The organism is Pseudomonas sp. LG1E9 (genome assembly GCF_003290225.1).
Classification (GTDB): Bacteria; Pseudomonadota; Gammaproteobacteria; order Pseudomonadales; family Pseudomonadaceae; genus Aquipseudomonas; species Aquipseudomonas cyclaminis.
Genome location: NZ_CP029983.1, coordinates 387923 through 402925 on the forward strand (window position 1 = coordinate 387923; position 15003 = coordinate 402925).

Annotated in this window: 16 protein-coding genes; 7 read left to right on the forward strand and 9 right to left on the reverse strand. The window is 61.4% G+C overall.

The genetic code is table 11. The annotated features are described in order from the left end of the window. Positions 1-31: 31 nt before the first annotated feature. From DNK50_RS02030 to DNK50_RS02050, 5 genes are all read left to right on the forward strand, one after another. Positions 32-1711 carry a GspE/PulE family protein gene (locus DNK50_RS02030; protein WP_112192709.1) on the forward strand — a complete coding sequence of 560 codons (1680 nt, stop codon included), beginning with the start codon at positions 32-34 and terminating at the stop codon, positions 1709-1711. A 77-nt stretch (positions 1712-1788) separates the two neighbouring features. Beyond that, entirely contained in the window at positions 1789-2709 is a 921-nt protein-coding gene (locus DNK50_RS02035) for an SPFH domain-containing protein (RefSeq protein WP_032884271.1), read from the forward strand. Between the two features lie 10 nt (positions 2710-2719). Then, positions 2720-3166: an NfeD family protein gene (locus tag DNK50_RS02040; protein ID WP_099585923.1), complete on the forward strand. Its 447-nt coding sequence runs from the start codon at positions 2720-2722 to the stop codon at positions 3164-3166. 69 nt (positions 3167-3235) lie between these two features. Next, a complete protein-coding gene (locus tag DNK50_RS02045) occupies positions 3236-3550 on the forward strand; it encodes a DUF2388 domain-containing protein (protein ID WP_003176799.1) in 315 nt (104 codons plus the stop codon). A 163-nt stretch (positions 3551-3713) separates the two neighbouring features. Continuing rightward, positions 3714-4856 carry a DegT/DnrJ/EryC1/StrS aminotransferase family protein gene (locus tag DNK50_RS02050; protein ID WP_112192710.1) on the forward strand — a complete coding sequence of 381 codons (1143 nt, stop codon included), beginning with the start codon at positions 3714-3716 and terminating at the stop codon, positions 4854-4856. Positions 4857-4909: 53 nt separating this feature from the next. On the opposite strand, the gene gcvH is transcribed toward DNK50_RS02050, so the two are convergent. The 9 genes from gcvH to DNK50_RS02095 form a co-directional block, all read right to left on the reverse strand. Then, a complete protein-coding gene (gene gcvH / locus DNK50_RS02055; RefSeq protein WP_099585925.1) occupies positions 4910-5293 on the reverse strand; it encodes a glycine cleavage system protein GcvH in 384 nt (127 codons plus the stop codon). 52 nt (positions 5294-5345) lie between these two features. After that, on the reverse strand, positions 5346-6428 hold the full coding sequence (gene gcvT / locus DNK50_RS02060) for a glycine cleavage system aminomethyltransferase GcvT (RefSeq protein ID WP_112192711.1): 1083 nt from the start codon (positions 6426-6428) through the stop codon (positions 5346-5348). A 156-nt stretch (positions 6429-6584) separates the two neighbouring features. Then, on the reverse strand, positions 6585-8183 hold the full coding sequence (locus DNK50_RS02065; protein WP_099585927.1) for an iron ABC transporter permease: 1599 nt from the start codon (positions 8181-8183) through the stop codon (positions 6585-6587). A gap of 165 nt (positions 8184-8348) precedes the next feature. Further along, the gene (locus tag DNK50_RS02070) at positions 8349-9353 is read right to left on the reverse strand and encodes an extracellular solute-binding protein (RefSeq protein WP_112192712.1); all 1005 of its coding nucleotides are present in this window, start codon (positions 9351-9353) and stop codon (positions 8349-8351) included. Positions 9354-9528: 175 nt separating this feature from the next. After that, the gene (locus tag DNK50_RS02075; RefSeq protein ID WP_177411585.1) at positions 9529-10746 is read right to left on the reverse strand and encodes a 2-octaprenyl-3-methyl-6-methoxy-1,4-benzoquinol hydroxylase; all 1218 of its coding nucleotides are present in this window, start codon (positions 10744-10746) and stop codon (positions 9529-9531) included. A 9-nt stretch (positions 10747-10755) separates the two neighbouring features. After that, entirely contained in the window at positions 10756-11241 is a 486-nt protein-coding gene (locus DNK50_RS02080) for a DUF4442 domain-containing protein (protein WP_099585930.1), read from the reverse strand. Beyond that, positions 11234-12421: a 2-octaprenyl-6-methoxyphenyl hydroxylase gene (gene ubiH / locus DNK50_RS02085; protein ID WP_112192714.1), complete on the reverse strand. Its 1188-nt coding sequence runs from the start codon at positions 12419-12421 to the stop codon at positions 11234-11236. Before ubiH ends, DNK50_RS02080 begins: the two co-directional genes overlap by 8 nt. Then, entirely contained in the window at positions 12418-13740 is a 1323-nt protein-coding gene (gene pepP, locus DNK50_RS02090; protein WP_099585932.1) for a Xaa-Pro aminopeptidase, read from the reverse strand. The genes ubiH and pepP overlap by 4 nt, the downstream gene beginning before the upstream one ends. Positions 13741-13777: 37 nt before the next feature. After that, entirely contained in the window at positions 13778-14335 is a 558-nt protein-coding gene (locus DNK50_RS02095) for a YecA family protein (protein ID WP_112192715.1), read from the reverse strand. A 139-nt stretch (positions 14336-14474) separates the two neighbouring features. Here DNK50_RS02095 and DNK50_RS02100 point away from each other — a divergent pair, with 139 nt between their 5' ends. Beyond that, positions 14475-14684, forward strand: coding sequence for a TIGR02449 family protein (locus DNK50_RS02100; RefSeq protein WP_007982902.1), 210 nt, complete (start codon positions 14475-14477; stop codon positions 14682-14684). Further along, positions 14681-14998 carry a cell division protein ZapA gene (locus DNK50_RS02105; RefSeq protein WP_027608375.1) on the forward strand — a complete coding sequence of 106 codons (318 nt, stop codon included), beginning with the start codon at positions 14681-14683 and terminating at the stop codon, positions 14996-14998. The genes DNK50_RS02100 and DNK50_RS02105 overlap by 4 nt, the downstream gene beginning before the upstream one ends. The last annotated feature ends 5 nt before the right edge of the window (positions 14999-15003 follow it).

A 15003-nucleotide genomic window follows, 5' to 3' on the forward strand; every position in this document is an offset into this window, starting at 1 on the left:
ATTTCATCCAAGGCTACCCAGGATTCCCTACATGGCTGTTGATCAGCGATTGGAACTGCATGCGTTGCTGCCGGACTTGGTAGCGAACGGTTTGATAACCCCCGACACCGCGCAGCGGTTATCGGCGATGCCGGCCAGCGACACCCAGCACCCGTTAGAGTGCATCGCCGCCCATGGGCCGTCCCTGGAAACCCTGACCCAATGGCTGGCCCGGCATGTCGGGCAACCTTACCTGCGTATCGACCCGCTGAAGATCGATGTCGCAACGGTGGTGCCGCTGATGTCCCACGCGTTCGCCCAGCGCCACGCCATTCTGGCCGTGGCTGTGGATACGCACACCGTCACCGTCGCCAGTGCCCAGCCCCACGTCAGCAGTTGGGAGTCCGGGCTGGCGCAAGTGCTCAAGCGGTCGATCAAGCGCGTGGTTGCCAACCCCCAGGACATTCAGCGGTGTATCAGCGAGTTTTACCGGTTGGCGAAGTCCGTCAGCGGTGCGGATCAAAAGGTCGCAGTGCCTGGGAATTTCGAGTTGCTCAACCTGGGCGCCAGCGAACAGGAGCCGGACGCCAATGACGCGCATATCGTCAATATCGTCGACTGGCTGTTGCAATACGCCTTCGCCCAAAGGGCCAGTGATATTCATATCGAGCCTGGCAGTGAGCAGGGCCGGGTGCGTTTTCGCATTGATGGGCTGCTGCACGACGTCTACCAATTTCCACCCCAGGTGACGATGGCAGTGGTCAGCCGCCTGAAAAGCCTGGGCCGGATGAACGTGGCAGAAAAGCGCAAACCCCAGGACGGCCGGGTCAAAACCAAAAGCCCGGCCGGTGCGGAAGTTGAGTTGCGTCTGTCGACGTTGCCGACGGCCTTCGGCGAAAAACTGGTGATGCGGATTTTCGACCCCCAAGTGCTGCTCAAGGATTTTGACCGGCTGGGTTTGTCCACCGAGGACCAGCAGCGCTGGCACGCCATGACGAGCCAGAGCAACGGCATCATCCTGGTCACCGGCCCTACCGGCTCAGGCAAAACCAGCACCCTTTACACCACGCTCAAGCAACTGGCGACACGGGAACTCAACCTGTGCACGGTGGAAGACCCGATCGAGATGGTCGAGCCGGCGTTCAACCAGATGCAGGTGCAGCACAACATCGACCTGACCTTCGCCAGCGGTATCCGCGCCCTGCTGCGCCAAGACCCGGACATCATCATGATCGGCGAGATTCGCGACCAGGAAACCGCAGAAATGGCGATCCAGGCCGCGCTTACCGGGCACTTGGTGCTATCGACGCTGCACACTAACGATGCGCCCAGCGCTATCAGCCGCTTGCAGGAACTGGGTATCGCTCATTATTTGATCAAGGCCACCCTGTTGGGCGTCATGGCGCAGCGCTTGGTGCGAGTGCTGTGTCCTCATTGCAAGCGCTCGACGGGCGATGCCCACGAGGCCATTGGGTGTGGGGAATGCCGCAACAGCGGGTATCGGGGACGCGCAGGAGTCTACGAAGTCATGGTATTGGATGAGTCGATCAAGGCACTGATCACTCCCGGCGCCGACGTGCAGACCCTGCGCCGGGCAGCTGTTGCGCAGGGCATGCGCAGCCTGCGCATGGCCGGAGTGAGCAAGGCGCAAGCGGGGCTGACCACAATGGCCGAAGTGTTGCGAGTAACGCCTGGGGACTCGGTAACAAATCCTTTGATTACAGCTCGCTGAAAGCGTTCTTATCGGTGACAACCCCGTTACAATCGGCCGAACGCCGTTTAACTGACACCATCAGATAGGGAATCGCTATGCAGATCGGAACCGTACTGCTTCTTTTCGTAGGTTTGGCCGCCGCCATATTATTCATGGGCTTCAAGGTGGTACCTCAGGGCTACCAATGGACGGTCGAGCGTTTCGGCCGTTATACCAACACCCTCAAGCCCGGCCTGAACATCATCATCCCGGTCATGGACCGCATCGGTCGCAAGATCAACGTGATGGAAAGCGTGCTGGATATTCCACCCCAGGAAGTCATCACCGCCGACAACGCCACCGTGCAGATCGACGCTGTGTGCTTCTTCCAGGTGGTCAATACCGCCCAGGCCGCCTACGAGGTCAACAACCTCGAACACGCCATCCGCAACCTGCTGCAAACCAATATCCGTACCGTCCTGGGCTCCATGGAGCTGGATGCCATGCTCAGCCAGCGTGACGGCATCAACGAAAAACTGCTGCGAACCGTGGATGAAGCCACTGCTCCGTGGGGCATCAAGATCACCCGTATCGAGATCAAGGACATCAGCCCGCCCGCCGACCTGATGGCTGCCATGTCCGGCCAGATGAAAGCCGAGCGGATCAAACGTGCACAAATCCTTGAGGCCGAGGGCCTGCGGGCGTCGGCGATCCTGACTGCCGAAGGCAAGAAGCAGGCACAGATTCTTGAAGCTGAAGGTGGACGCCAAGCCGCGTTCCTGGAGTCTGAAGCCCGTGAGCGTCAAGCAGAGGCTGAGGCCCGTGCCACACAGGTTGTTTCCGAGGCCATCGCTACCGGTAACGTGCAGGCCATCAACTACTTCGTTGCGCAAAAATACATCGACGCCCTCGGCAAACTGGCCTCGGCCAATAACAGCAAGGTCATCCTGATGCCGCTTGAAGCCAGCCAGGTGATCGGCGCGGTCGGCGGCATCGGCGAGATCGTCAAGGCCACATTCGATAACAAGAAAGGCTGAGGCACTCGCCATGTGGGATTTCCTGCAGCACCTTTCATTCTGGGATTGGCTGGCGCTGGGTACAGTGCTGTTGATTCTTGAGGTATTCGGCGCCGGTGGTTACCTGCTGTGGATGGGTATCGCAGCGGCTGCCGTGGGCGTGATCAAGTTCCTGGTGCCACCACTGGGGCTGGAGTGGCAACTGCTGCTGTTCGCCGTATTGTCGATATTGACGGCGGTGTACTGGTGGAAACGCCAGCGCAGCAGCGCCAAGGCCAGCGACCAACCAGGGCTCAACGAGCGCGGCTCGGAGCTGGTCGGCCGCGTATTCGTGGTGCATGAGGCGATCGTGGGCGGTCGGGGCAAGGTAAGGATCGGTGATGGTGTATGGATGGTGACCGGGCCTGACAGCCCTGTGGGCGCTCAAGTCCGGGTGGTTGGCCTGGATGGCGTGATTTTGAAGGTAGAAACTGTTTAGTCAGTGATGGAACTCGGTTGGGCTAACTACAATCAAACGGTACAGATCACCCACCCGGAGTCACTCATCATGCGTCTCAAATATGCTGTCGCTACCCTCGCTGTGCTTTCCCTTCCTGTCGGTTCAGCCATGGCCGACAGTTTCTGGCGCAATGTCATCTCGTCGGGCGCCACCACCGGCTCGACGTACCTGACCTTCAAGGACCACAAACTGGTCGTTGCCGCACAAGACGACGCCGGCAGCTTTGTCGCCAGCGACGGCGGCATCCGCGGCCCGTACCTGGAAGCCGCCATGCAGAAAGTCCGCGCCGACAACCCTGGCCTGCAGGCCACGGATATGGAGCTGGCTAACGCTATCCTCGCTAAAAACGCTGTCACCGAGTGATATCCACACTCTAAAAAATGCCGCTTTCGAAGCGGCATTTTTTTGCCCGCTGCATGACGATTCATTCACAGGCGACAGGCTATATTCAGTCAGGCCGTGCAACCATGCCGGTACTGATACCTCCTGTACTCATCGCCAACCTGAAACGGATGCCTTCGTCGTTATGAGCCAACTGCCCTTTCTGCCGTTCTCCAAACCCACCATTGATGAAGCCACCATTTCGGCGGTGGGCGATGTATTGCGTTCGGGCTGGATCACCAGCGGGCCAAAAGTGCAGGCGTTCGAGGCGCAACTGTCGGAATACTTTGGCGGGCGCCCCGTGCGCACCTTCAACTCGGGCACCTGCACCATGGAAATTGCCTTGCGCATCGCGGGTATAGGGCCAGGGGATGAAGTCATCACCACACCGATCTCCTGGGTGGCGACCGCCAACGTGATTTTGGAAGTGGGGGCCACGCCGGTGTTCGCCGATATCGACCCCATCACCCGCAATATCGACCTGGGCCAGGTGGAAGCCGCGATCACCCCGCGCACCAAGGCCATCATCCCCGTGTACCTGGCCGGGCTGCCGTTAGATATGCCGATGCTGTACGCGCTGGCCAACAAGTACAACCTGCGCATCGTCGAAGACGCCGCCCAGGCGCTGGGCTCCAGCTGGGACGGCGAGCGCATCGGCGCCACCGGGGACTTCGTGTCGTTCAGCTTCCAGGCCAACAAGAACATCACCTCGTCCGAGGGCGGTTGCCTGGTATTGAATAATGCCGAAGAAGCACGCCTGGCAGAGAAATACCGCCTGCAGGGCGTCACCCGTACCGGCTTCGACGGCTTGGATGTAGATGTACTGGGCGGCAAGTTCAATATGACCGATATCGCTGCGGCCATCGGCCTGGGGCAGTTTGCCAATATTGAGAAGATCACTGCCCACCGCCAAAACCTGGCGCGGCACTACTTCAAGTGTTTCGGCAGTGACTTTGAAGAGCAATACGGCGCACAACTGCCACCCGCCGACTTCGAAAACAGCAACTGGCACCTGTTCCAACTGGTATTGCAGGAGCGTCAGGACGGCCTGCCGGCCCGCGCAACCTTCATGGAGCAGATGCAGGCTCATGGTGTCGGCATTGGCTATCACTACCCACCGATTCACCTGCTGAGCCTGTATCGGGCGCAGGGGTTCAAGGAAGGCATGTTCCCGGTGGCGGAGAAAGTCGGGCGTTTGATCGTGTCGCTGCCGATGTTTACGGCAATGACAGAGGCCGATGTGGAGCGGTCGGTGGCGGCAGTCAAGACAGTTCTGAAAGCGAACTAGGCACTCACCAATCAATGCGGGAGGGGCTTGGCCCCTCCCGCATGGGTCTTGCCTTACTCGCCGATGGCTTTTGCGTAGCCGGCGGCATCCAGCAGTTTATCCAGATCAGCCTTGTCGTTTGGCTTGAGCTTGAAGATCCAGGCGCCGTAAGGGTCGGAGTTCAGCAGCTCAGGGCTGCCACCCAGCGCTTCGTTGACCGCAATCACTTCACCGGCAATCGGAGAGTAGATATCCGAAGCGGCCTTCACCGACTCAACCACGCCTGCCTGGCCTTGAGCCTCGAACGTGGCGCCGACTTCGGCCAGCTCAACAAACACCACATCCCCCAACGCTTCCTGGGCATGGTCGGAGATCCCGACGGTCACGGTGCCGTCAGCTTCCAGACGGGCCCATTCATGACTTTCGGCAAAACGCAGGTCCGCAGGGATATCGCTCATAGTCTGTGTCCTCAAGAAGTAATGTCAGCGGCCTTCGGCCTGCCGGAAATAGTTAGATCAAGGTTTTGCCATGGCGCACGAAGGTCGGTTTGACCACTCGAACCGGGTACCACTTGCCGCGGATTTCCACTTCGGCCCGATCGGCCGTCGCCGTCGGTACACGCGCCAAGGCAATGGATTTGCTCAGCGTAGGGGAGAAACTACCACTGGTGATCTCTCCTTCGCCAACATTGGCGATACGAACCACCTGATGAGCGCGCAAAACCCCGCGTTCCTCCAGCACCAGCCCCACCAGTTTGAACTGCACACCTTCAGCCAACTCGGCCTCCAACGCCGCACGGCCGATGAAATCACGCCCGGCCGGTTCCCAGGCGATGCTCCAGGCCATGTTGGCCGCCAGGGGTGAAACGTCCAGGTGGATATCCTGGCCGTACAGGTTCATACCGGCTTCCAGGCGCAGGGTATCCCGTGCGCCGAGGCCGATAGGCGAGATACCGGCCCCTACCAGATCGTTGAAAAATCCCGGTGCCTGATCGGCAGGCAGGACAATCTCCAGACCGTCTTCGCCGGTATAACCCGTGCGGGCAATAAACCAATCGCCGTCGGCCTGGCCTTCAAAAGGCTTGAGCTGGTGAATCAGGGTGCTGCGGGACTGGGTAACCAACTCGGCAATCTTCTGCCGGGCATGGGGGCCTTGAATGGCTAGCATGGCCAACTCGGGCCGCTCGGCCAATTGCACTTGATGGCTTCCCACTTGCGCCTGCATCCAGGCCATGTCCTGGTCACGGGTGGCGGCGTTGACCACCAGTCGGTACCCGGCTTCAATGCGATAGACGATCATGTCGTCCACCACGCCACCCTGCTCGTTGAGCATGGCGCTGTACAACGCACGGCCACAGCCATGCAATCGTTCGACATCATTGGCCAGCAGGTACTGGAGCCATTCCTTGGCCTGGGGGCCGGTGACGTCGATCACGGTCATATGAGATACATCGAACACCCCGCAGTCGCGTCGCACCTGATGGTGTTCTTCAACTTGCGAGCCGTAATGCAAAGGCATATCCCAACCGCCAAAATCGACCATTTTCGCGCCGAGGGCGAGATGCAGGTCATACAGAGGCGTACGCTGTCCCATGGGTTTCTCCTTCCGGGCTTGGCGAAGGTGCGCAGCGTTGCTATTCGTGCTGAAGACCTTGAATTACAAGGGCTTCAGCCACGTACAGCGACCCGATCCGAAAGGCGGAGCGCACCGAATGCCGCGCATTGTAGCCTCAAGCCGTAGGACTGACACCTAGCCGATTGGTCGGGCGGAGCGTCGGATCAACCCGATCACTGGCAACAGGCCCACCAGCACCAATGTCAATGCCGGCAGCGAAGCCCGTGCCCACTCGCCTTCGCTGGTCATTTCAAAGATCCGTACCGCCAGGGTGTCCCAGCCGAACGGGCGCATCAGCAGAGTCGCGGGCATTTCCTTGAGCACATCCACAAACACCAGCAGCGCGGCACTCAGGGTGCCGGGCAGCAACAGCGGCAGATACACTTTGCAAAACAGTCGCGGCCCACTCACGCCCAAACTACGCGCCGCTTCCGGCAATGAAGGCCGGATCCGCGCCAGGCTGTTTTCCAGCGGCCCATAGGCCACCGCCAGAAAACGCACCAGATACGCCAACACCAGCGCAGACAGGCTGCCCAGCAGCAACGGCTTGCCGGCAAGCGGGACTACCAGTTCGCGGTCCAGATAGCTGAACGCCAGCATGATGGACACCGCCAGCACCGAACCCGGCAACGCATAGCCAACATTGGCCAGGCTGATACCGGAGCGAATCACCCGAGTTGGCGCCAGGCGGTTGGCGAAGGCCAACACCAACGCCACGCTGACCGTGATCAGTGCTGCAATGCCTCCGAGATAAAGCGTGTGGACGATAAGGCCCGAATAACGCTCATCCAGATCGAACCGGCCGCGCTGCCAGAACCAGACGATCAACTGCAGCACCGGAATGACAAAGGCACACGCAAACACCAGCCCGCACCACGCGCTGGCGGCAGCGGCCTTAAACCCGCGCAAGTGGTAGAGCGCCTTGCTCCGAGGCCGCTCATTACCGGAACGACTCGCGCCACGGGCGCGCCGCTCGCCGTACAGCACCAGCATCACCACCAGCAGCAACAGACTGGCCAGTTGGGCTGCGCTGGAAAGACTGAAAAAGCCGTACCAGGTTTTATAGATCGCAGTGGTGAACGTGTCGAAGTTGAACACCGAAACCGCACCGAAATCCGCCAGGGTTTCCATCAGCGCCAGAGCCACACCCGCGCCAATCGCCGGCCGCGCCATCGGCAGTGCCACGCGCCAGAACGCTTGCCACGGTGATTGCCCAAGTACACGCGCCGCTTCCATCAAGCCTTTGCCCTGAGCCAGGAACGCCGTGCGCGCCAGCAAGTAGACGTAAGGGTAGAACACCAGCACCAACACGATGATCACGCCACTCGTGGAGCGCACGCGAGGCAGGCGCAGGCCTGTGCCAAACCATTCCCGCAACAGGGTCTGCACGGGGCCTGCGAAATCCAGCAGGCCGACAAACACGAACGCCAGCACATAGGCGGGAATGGCAAACGGCAGCATTAGCGCCCAGTCGAGCCAGCGCCGTCCGGGGAATTCGCAGAGGCTGGTAAGCCAGGCGAGGCTGACGCCCAGCAGGGTTACGCCGACGCCGACGCCCAGTACCAGCGTCAGGGTATTGCCCAGCAGGCGGGGCATCTGGGTTTCCCAGAGGTGGGACCAGATCTGCTGGTCGATGCTTTGCCAGGACAGCAACAGCACGCTCAGCGGCAGCAGCACCAAAGCGGCGACGCTGAAGACCGGCAGGTACCAGCGGCGTTGGGCGGGGTGGGCCAAAGGTCAGCTCTCGTCAGATGAATAACTTGAAAACAGCACATGCCAATGTGGGAGGGGGCTTGCCCCCGATAGCGGTGGACCAGTCAATGATGAGTAGACTGACACTTCGCCATCGGGGGCAAGCCCCCTCCCACATTTTGATCTACGGCGTCCTACAAATTGTACTTAGTTCCAGCCGGCGCGATCCATCAGGCGAATGGCTTCTGCCTGACGCTTGCCCGCCACTTCCACCGGCAAGGTGTCGGCCACGAACTTGCCCCAGGCAGCGACTTCAGCCGACGGCGGCACTGCCGGGTTGGCCGGGAATTCCTGGTTCACATCGGCAAAGATCTTCTGTGCTTCAGGCGTGGTCATCCACTCCACCAGTGCCTTGGCGGCTTCCGGGTGCGGCGCGTGCTTGGTCAAGCCAATGCCCGACAGGTTCACATGCACGCCACGGTCGCCCTGGTTCGGCCAGAACAGCTTCACCGCCAGGTCCGGCTTCTGCTTGTGCAGGCGGCCGTAGTAGTAGGTGTTGACGATGCCCACGTCGCACTGGCCGGCATTAATGGCTTCCAGCACCGCGATATCATCGGAGAACACGTCGGTAGACAGGTTATTCACCCAGCCCTTGACGATTTCTTCGGTCTTGGCCGCGCCGTGGGTTTCGATCAGGGTTGCGGTCAGCGACTGGTTGTAGACCTTTTTCGCCGTGCGCAGGCACAGGCGGCCTTCCCACTGCTTGTCGGCCAAGGCTTCGTACGTGGTCAAGTCGCCCGGTTTTACCCGGTCAGTGGAATAGGCGATGGTCCGCGCACGCAGGCTCAAGCCGGTCCAGGCGTGAGTGGACGAGCGGTATTGCAGAGGAATGTTCTTGTCGATCACCTTGGAGGTGAAGGGTTGCAGGATGCCCATTTGCTCGGCCTGCCAGAGGTTGCCGGCATCCACGGTGAGCAACAGGTCGGCGGTGGCGTTTTCGCCCTCGGCCTTGATGCGCTGCATCAGCGGGGCTTCCTTGTCGGTGATGAACTTGACCTGGACGCCGGTCTTTTGGGTGTAGGCGTCAAACACCGGCTTGATCAGTTCGTCGATGCGCGAGGAGTAGACCACCACTTCGTCGGCTGCCTGCACGGTGGTGCTGCCGATCAGGGTGAGTGCCAGGGCAGTCAGGAGGCGCTTGGGTGCCAACATGGGTGCGGTCTCTCATTTGCAAAGTGAGCGCAAATGATAGGGACTGGCATTTGGTAACGCTCGGCGGAGGCGTTACCAGATGTTGCATGGCTGGAATTTGAGTTGGGCTGGACGGCCTCATCGGGGGCAAGTCGAGTCGTCGCACCGCCCCTCCCACAGGTGGGCGTATTTCAATTCAAGGTTTGGCGAGGTCTGGGAGGTCGCCGGTCAGGCCGAGGGCTTGGCGCACAAATACCGCCTTGGCTTCGGGCATCTGGTCGACCAACTTCAAACCGGCATTGCGCAGCCAGCGCAGTGGCAGCTGGTCGGCCTGGAACAAACGCTCAAACCCTTCCATCGCGGCCATCAGCGCCAGGTTGTGGGGCATGCGCCGACGCTCGTAACGGCTCAGCACTTTCACATCCGCCAGGCGCTCACCGCGTTCAGTCGCCGACAACAACACGTCGGCCAGCACCGCCGCATCCAGGAAACCCAGGTTTACGCCCTGCCCGGCCAGCGGATGGATCACGTGGGCTGCATCGCCGATCAACGCCAGGCCCTCGGCCACGTAGCGTTTGGCGTGACGTTGACGCAACGGCACGCAAACCCGTGGATCGGCGCTGACCACCGTGCCCAGGCGTCCTTCAAACGCGCGCTCCAGTTCACGGCAGAAGCTTTCATCATCCAACGCCATCAGGCGTTCGGATTCAGTCGGCGTGGTCGACCAGACGATCGAACACCAGTCCTCCTGCCCATCGCGCACCAGCGGCAAGAACGCCAACGGGCCGGTATCGGTAAAGCGTTGCCAGGCCGTGCGCTGGTGCGGCTGGCTGCTGCGCACGCTGGTGACGATGGCGTTGTGCAGGTAATCCCATTCACGGGTGGCGGTGCCGGTCAGGCGACGCACCGCAGAGTTGGCACCATCGGCGGCCACCACCAGCGGCGCACGCAAGGTGCGGCCATCGGCCAGGGTCAGCAGCCAGTCATCGCCGGAGCGGCGCATCTGCTCCAGGCGCGCATTGGCCAGCAGGCCAAGGTCGCAGTCGTGCAGGCGATCAAGCAAGGCATCCTGCACCACGCGGTTTTCGACGATGTGCCCGAGCACTTCGGCGTGCACGCTGGCGGCCGAAAAGTGGATCTGCCCGGTGCCGCTGCCGTCCCACACTTGCATCTCGCCGTAAGGGCTGGCGCGGCGCGACACAATGCCGTCCCACACGCCCAGGCGCTCAAGGATGCGCTGGCTGGCGGCCGACAAGGCGCTCACGCGGGGTTCAAAGGCCGCGTCACGGTCGAACGGCTTGACGCTCAGCGGGCTGCCATCGAGCAGCAGCACTTGCAGGCCACTGCCCTGCAACGCCAGCGCCAAGGCGCTTCCGACCATTCCGGCCCCGACAATCAGCACATCTGCGCGCATGTCCATGCTTTAAGCCTGTCTCGCTGGCGGCTTGCGCCGCACGTAAAGGGTTTTGTCGACCCGCGCCACCAGGGTGCCGGAGCCGTCATGAATCTCGACCTTGAGGTGAGGCAGGTATTTCTCGCCGCCAGCGGTCTGTCGACGCACCTCGTCCAGCAAGGCCTCGTCGATGAAAAATTCGGCATACACCGGGCCTTTGCCCGGCGAAATGAAGTCGATGCTCGCGGCCTTGTCCCAGACGATGTAATTGCGGCCCAGGTTCTCCATCAACATCAGCATGTAGAACGGGTCGACCATCGAATACAGGCTACCGCCGAACTGCGTGCCGACGTAATTACGGTTGTACCAGCCCAGGCCCATGCGCACTTTGACGTGGCGAAAATCCGCGCTCATGTGCTGCACGCTGACGCCAGCGCCCAGGTATGGCGGATACAGGGTCATGACCCAACGCAGCAAGCGTGCCTTGCCCAGCCGCGCCACCAGCCACTTACGCATCGGGACGCGTGCCCAGGCCCATGGCCTGACGGGCGAACCAGCGCTTGGCCGGCGGCAACAGATCCAGGCCCAGCAGGCCCATGTTGCGGCCCAGCGCCACCAACGGTTGTGCACTGCCAAACAGGCGCGTGACCTGATCGGAGAAACCCACGGTCAGCTTCTGGTCCATACGCTGGCGCTCGCGGTAGGCCTGCAAGGTCGCCAGGTCGCCCGGCACCGCAGGTCCGGCCAGCAAGGCCTCGGCCAAGGCGCTCGCATCGCGCAGGGACAGGTTGAAGCCCTGCCCGGCAATCGGGTGCAGGCTGTGGGCGGCGTTGCCGAGGACCGCCAGGTGGGAACGCACCTGTTCTTCGGCTTCCACCAGGGTCAGCGGATACAGATGGCGTGCGCCAACCTGCTTCAAGGTGCCCAGGCGATAGCCGAACACGCCCTGCAACTCACTCAGGAAACTGCGCTCGTCGAGTGCCGCCAGGCGCTGGGCGTCCATGCCGATGCGGGTCCAGACCAGCGCGCAGCGGTTGTCCGGCAGCGGCAGCAAGGCCATCGGGCCATCGTCGGTGAAGCGCTCGAAGGCTTCGCCGTTGTGGGCTTCGCTGGGCGTGATGTTGGCGATGAGCGCGCTCTGGTTATACGGACGGGTCTTCACGCCGATGCCCAATTGCTCGCGCAACCCGGAACGGCCGCCATCGGCGAGCACGGCGAGGTCGCATTCCAACACGGTTTCATCGTTGAGGGTCAGGCGATAGCCGTCGGGCAGCGGTTCCATGCGCGTCACTTCTGCCGGGCAGCGCCAGCTGACCACGTCTTTGTCCAGGCCTTGCCACAGGCATTGGCCGAGCCAGGCGTTTTCCACCACATAGCCGAGGGCCGGCACGCCCTCTTCCATGGCGGACAAGCGTGCAGTAGAGAACCGCCCACGGTCAGACACGTGGATCTGCTTGATCGGCTCGGCGCGGCGGGAGATGTCCTGCCAGATGCCCAACCGCTGATAAATCTGCCGCGCACCAAACGACAGCGCCGACGACCGCGCATCGTAGCTTGGCTGGTAGCTGTCGCCCGGTGCGAAAGGTTCGATCAGCACGATCTTCCAGCCCCGCGCCTTGGCCCCGGCCTGCAACGCCAGCGCCAGGCTGGCGCCCACCAGACCACCGCCGATAATGGCCAGGTTGACCCGGCTCATCGGGCGGCCGCCATCAACGCTTCGATCTCGGCGACGGTCTTGGGCACGCCGCCGGTCAGGATTTCACAGCCTTGCTTGGTCACTACCACGTCGTCCTCGATGCGCACGCCAATGCCACGCCATTTCTTCGCCACGGTCTGGTTGTCCGGCGAAATATAGATCCCCGGCTCCACGGTCAACGCCATGCCGACTTCCAGCACCCGCCATTCACCGCCCACCTTGTACTCGCCCACATCATGCACATCCATGCCCAGCCAGTGGCCGGCGCGGTGCATATAGAAAGGCTTGTAGGCTTCGCTGGCGATCAGTTCACCAACCTCACCTTGCAGCAATCCCAGCTTCACCAGCCCGGCGGTGATGACCTGCACGGTGGCCTCATGGGCCTGGTTCCAGTGTTTGTTCGGCGCGATCTCGGCAAAAGCGGCTTCCTGGGAGGCCAGCACAATCTCGTAGATCGCTTTTTGCTCGGGTGAAAACCTGCCGTTGACCGGCCAGGTGCGGGTGATGTCGCTGGCGTAGCAATCGATCTCGCAACCGGCGTCGATCAGTACCAGGTCGCCGTCCTTGAGCAGCGCGTCATTCTGCTGGTAATGCAGGATGCAGCTGTTGCGCCCGGCGGCGACGATGGAGCCGTAGGCGGGCATTTTCGCGCCGCCTTTGCGGAACTCGTAATCCAGCTCGGCTTCAAGGCTGAACTCATGCAAACCGGCGCGGCTGGCCTGCATCGCCTTGACGTGGGCGGCGCAGGAAATCCGCGCAGCCTCGCGCATCACCTTCACTTCTGCCGCCGATTTATACAGGCGCATGTCGTGGAGCAGATGATCCAGCGCAACAAATTCGTTCGGCGGCTGGGCGCCCAGGTGCGCTTTAGAGCGGATCACGTTGATCCACTCCATCACGTGCCGGTCGAACTCAGCATTGCTGCCCATCGCTGAATAGACCCGGTCGCGGCCTTCGATCAGGCCGGGCAGGATGTCGTCGATATCGGTGATGGGAAACGCATCGTCAGCGCCAAATTCGCGAATTGCGCCTTCGGTGCCGGCGCGCAGGCCGTCCCACAGTTCGCGCTCGGCGTTGCGTTCGCGGCAGAACAGCACGTATTCGCCATGCTGGCGACCGGGCATCAGCACGATCACCGCTTCCGGTTCGGGGAAGCCGCTCAGGTACTGAAAGTCGCTGTCCTGGCGGTAGACGTGCTCGACATCACGATTGCGGATGGCCACGGCGGCGGCCGGCAGGATCGCGATGCTGTTGGGTTCCATCTGCGCCATGAGCGCCTTGCGGCGGCGGGTGTATTCCGCTTTGGGGATATGGATCATGGGCAGATGGACTTCCTTTCTTAGTGCGGCGAAGGCCTTAGTGCAACGACGGTTTAAGAGCGGCGGGTTCAGCGGACTTTCGGGTCTCGGTGAACAGCAGCAACGGCGCGACGCGCAGGTATTCCATGACTTCCATGTAGTCGCCTTCGCCGTCTTCGGATTCTTCCAGCGCGTCTTGCACTTGGGAGATCGCGGCGAGGTCCTGCAGCACTTCCTTGGCGTCGGTGCTCAGCTCCAGGCCGCCGGCGTTGACGCCGAAACCGTGGAGGAAACCCTGGCACCATTGGCCCAGTGCGGCGGCGCGTTCGGTGAGCGGCGCGTCGTCGGTCGGCAGCAGCAGGACCACGGTGACGTCATCACCGGTCAGCTCGCCCTTGACCATCTCTTGCAGGCCGATCAGCGCGTTGCGCACGTTGTCGGTCGGTTCGGTTTCCAGCAGCTCGGCCACGTCAGCCAGCCAGTTGTCGGCATCAAAGCCAACGCCAGTGCAGCTGCGGCCCAACAACACGCCGTGCAGTTCGGCAGGCGAGCAAGGGTGGCCGCTGGTGCTCAACAGTGTGGAAAAAGCGTCGTACGGGGAGTTCTTAATGGGCATGGTGAGCTAGGCGCCAGACGGCGCAATGTCTAGAATGGAGCGCTGTATCCTAGCACCGGCAGACGTACCAAGACTATCAAGGGCGTCAGATCGTTTATCCTGCAGTTGCCATTCATCAGACAAAATCCAGTGGAACCCAATGGAAGACACCGACCTGCAAGCGCTGATGGCCAGACTCGAATTGCTAATTACTCGGGTCGAGCAACTTAAGAGTCAAAACGGACTCCTATTAGCTCAGGAAAAGACCTGGCGCGAGGAACGCGCTCACCTCATTGAAAAAAACGAAATCGCCCGGCGTAAGGTCGAATCGATGATTTCGCGCCTGAAGGCCCTGGAGCAAGACTCATGAGTTCAAGCAATAGCGTCACCGTGCAGATCCTCGACAAAGAATATTCGATCATCTGCCCCCAGGAAGAGCGCAATAACCTGGTGAGCGCCGCCCGCTACCTGGATGGCAAGATGCGTGAAATCCGCAGCAGCGGCAAAGTGATCGGCGCCGATCGTATCGCCGTGATGGCCGCGCTGAACATTACCCACGATCTGCTGCATAAGCAGGAACGCCCTGACGTACAGGCCAGCGGCTCGACCCGCGAGCAGGTGCGTGACCTGCTTGAACGTGTCGACCTGGTGCTTTCCAGCGACACAGAGCAACCCAAGGGCTGATCCCC

Excerpts from the sequence above, each read along its gene's own strand:
- DNK50_RS02030 (WP_112192709.1), top strand. The coding sequence starts at position 32 with ATGGCTGTTGATCAGCGATTGGAACTGCATGCGTTGCTGCCGGACTTG.
- DNK50_RS02035 (WP_032884271.1), top strand. The coding sequence starts at position 1,789 with ATGCAGATCGGAACCGTACTGCTTCTTTTCGTAGGTTTGGCCGCCGCC.
- DNK50_RS02040 (WP_099585923.1), top strand. The coding sequence starts at position 2,720 with ATGTGGGATTTCCTGCAGCACCTTTCATTCTGGGATTGGCTGGCGCTG.
- DNK50_RS02045 (WP_003176799.1), top strand. The coding sequence starts at position 3,236 with ATGCGTCTCAAATATGCTGTCGCTACCCTCGCTGTGCTTTCCCTTCCT.
- DNK50_RS02050 (WP_112192710.1), top strand. The coding sequence starts at position 3,714 with ATGAGCCAACTGCCCTTTCTGCCGTTCTCCAAACCCACCATTGATGAA.
- gcvH (WP_099585925.1), bottom strand. The coding sequence starts at position 5,293 with ATGAGCGATATCCCTGCGGACCTGCGTTTTGCCGAAAGTCATGAATGG.
- gcvT (WP_112192711.1), bottom strand. The coding sequence starts at position 6,428 with ATGGGACAGCGTACGCCTCTGTATGACCTGCATCTCGCCCTCGGCGCG.
- DNK50_RS02070 (WP_112192712.1), bottom strand. The coding sequence starts at position 9,353 with ATGTTGGCACCCAAGCGCCTCCTGACTGCCCTGGCACTCACCCTGATC.
- DNK50_RS02075 (WP_177411585.1), bottom strand. The coding sequence starts at position 10,746 with ATGCGCGCAGATGTGCTGATTGTCGGGGCCGGAATGGTCGGAAGCGCC.
- DNK50_RS02080 (WP_099585930.1), bottom strand. The coding sequence starts at position 11,241 with ATGCGTAAGTGGCTGGTGGCGCGGCTGGGCAAGGCACGCTTGCTGCGT.
- ubiH (WP_112192714.1), bottom strand. The coding sequence starts at position 12,421 with ATGAGCCGGGTCAACCTGGCCATTATCGGCGGTGGTCTGGTGGGCGCC.
- pepP (WP_099585932.1), bottom strand. The coding sequence starts at position 13,740 with ATGATCCATATCCCCAAAGCGGAATACACCCGCCGCCGCAAGGCGCTC.
- DNK50_RS02095 (WP_112192715.1), bottom strand. The coding sequence starts at position 14,335 with ATGCCCATTAAGAACTCCCCGTACGACGCTTTTTCCACACTGTTGAGC.
- DNK50_RS02100 (WP_007982902.1), top strand. The coding sequence starts at position 14,475 with ATGGAAGACACCGACCTGCAAGCGCTGATGGCCAGACTCGAATTGCTA.
- DNK50_RS02105 (WP_027608375.1), top strand. The coding sequence starts at position 14,681 with ATGAGTTCAAGCAATAGCGTCACCGTGCAGATCCTCGACAAAGAATAT.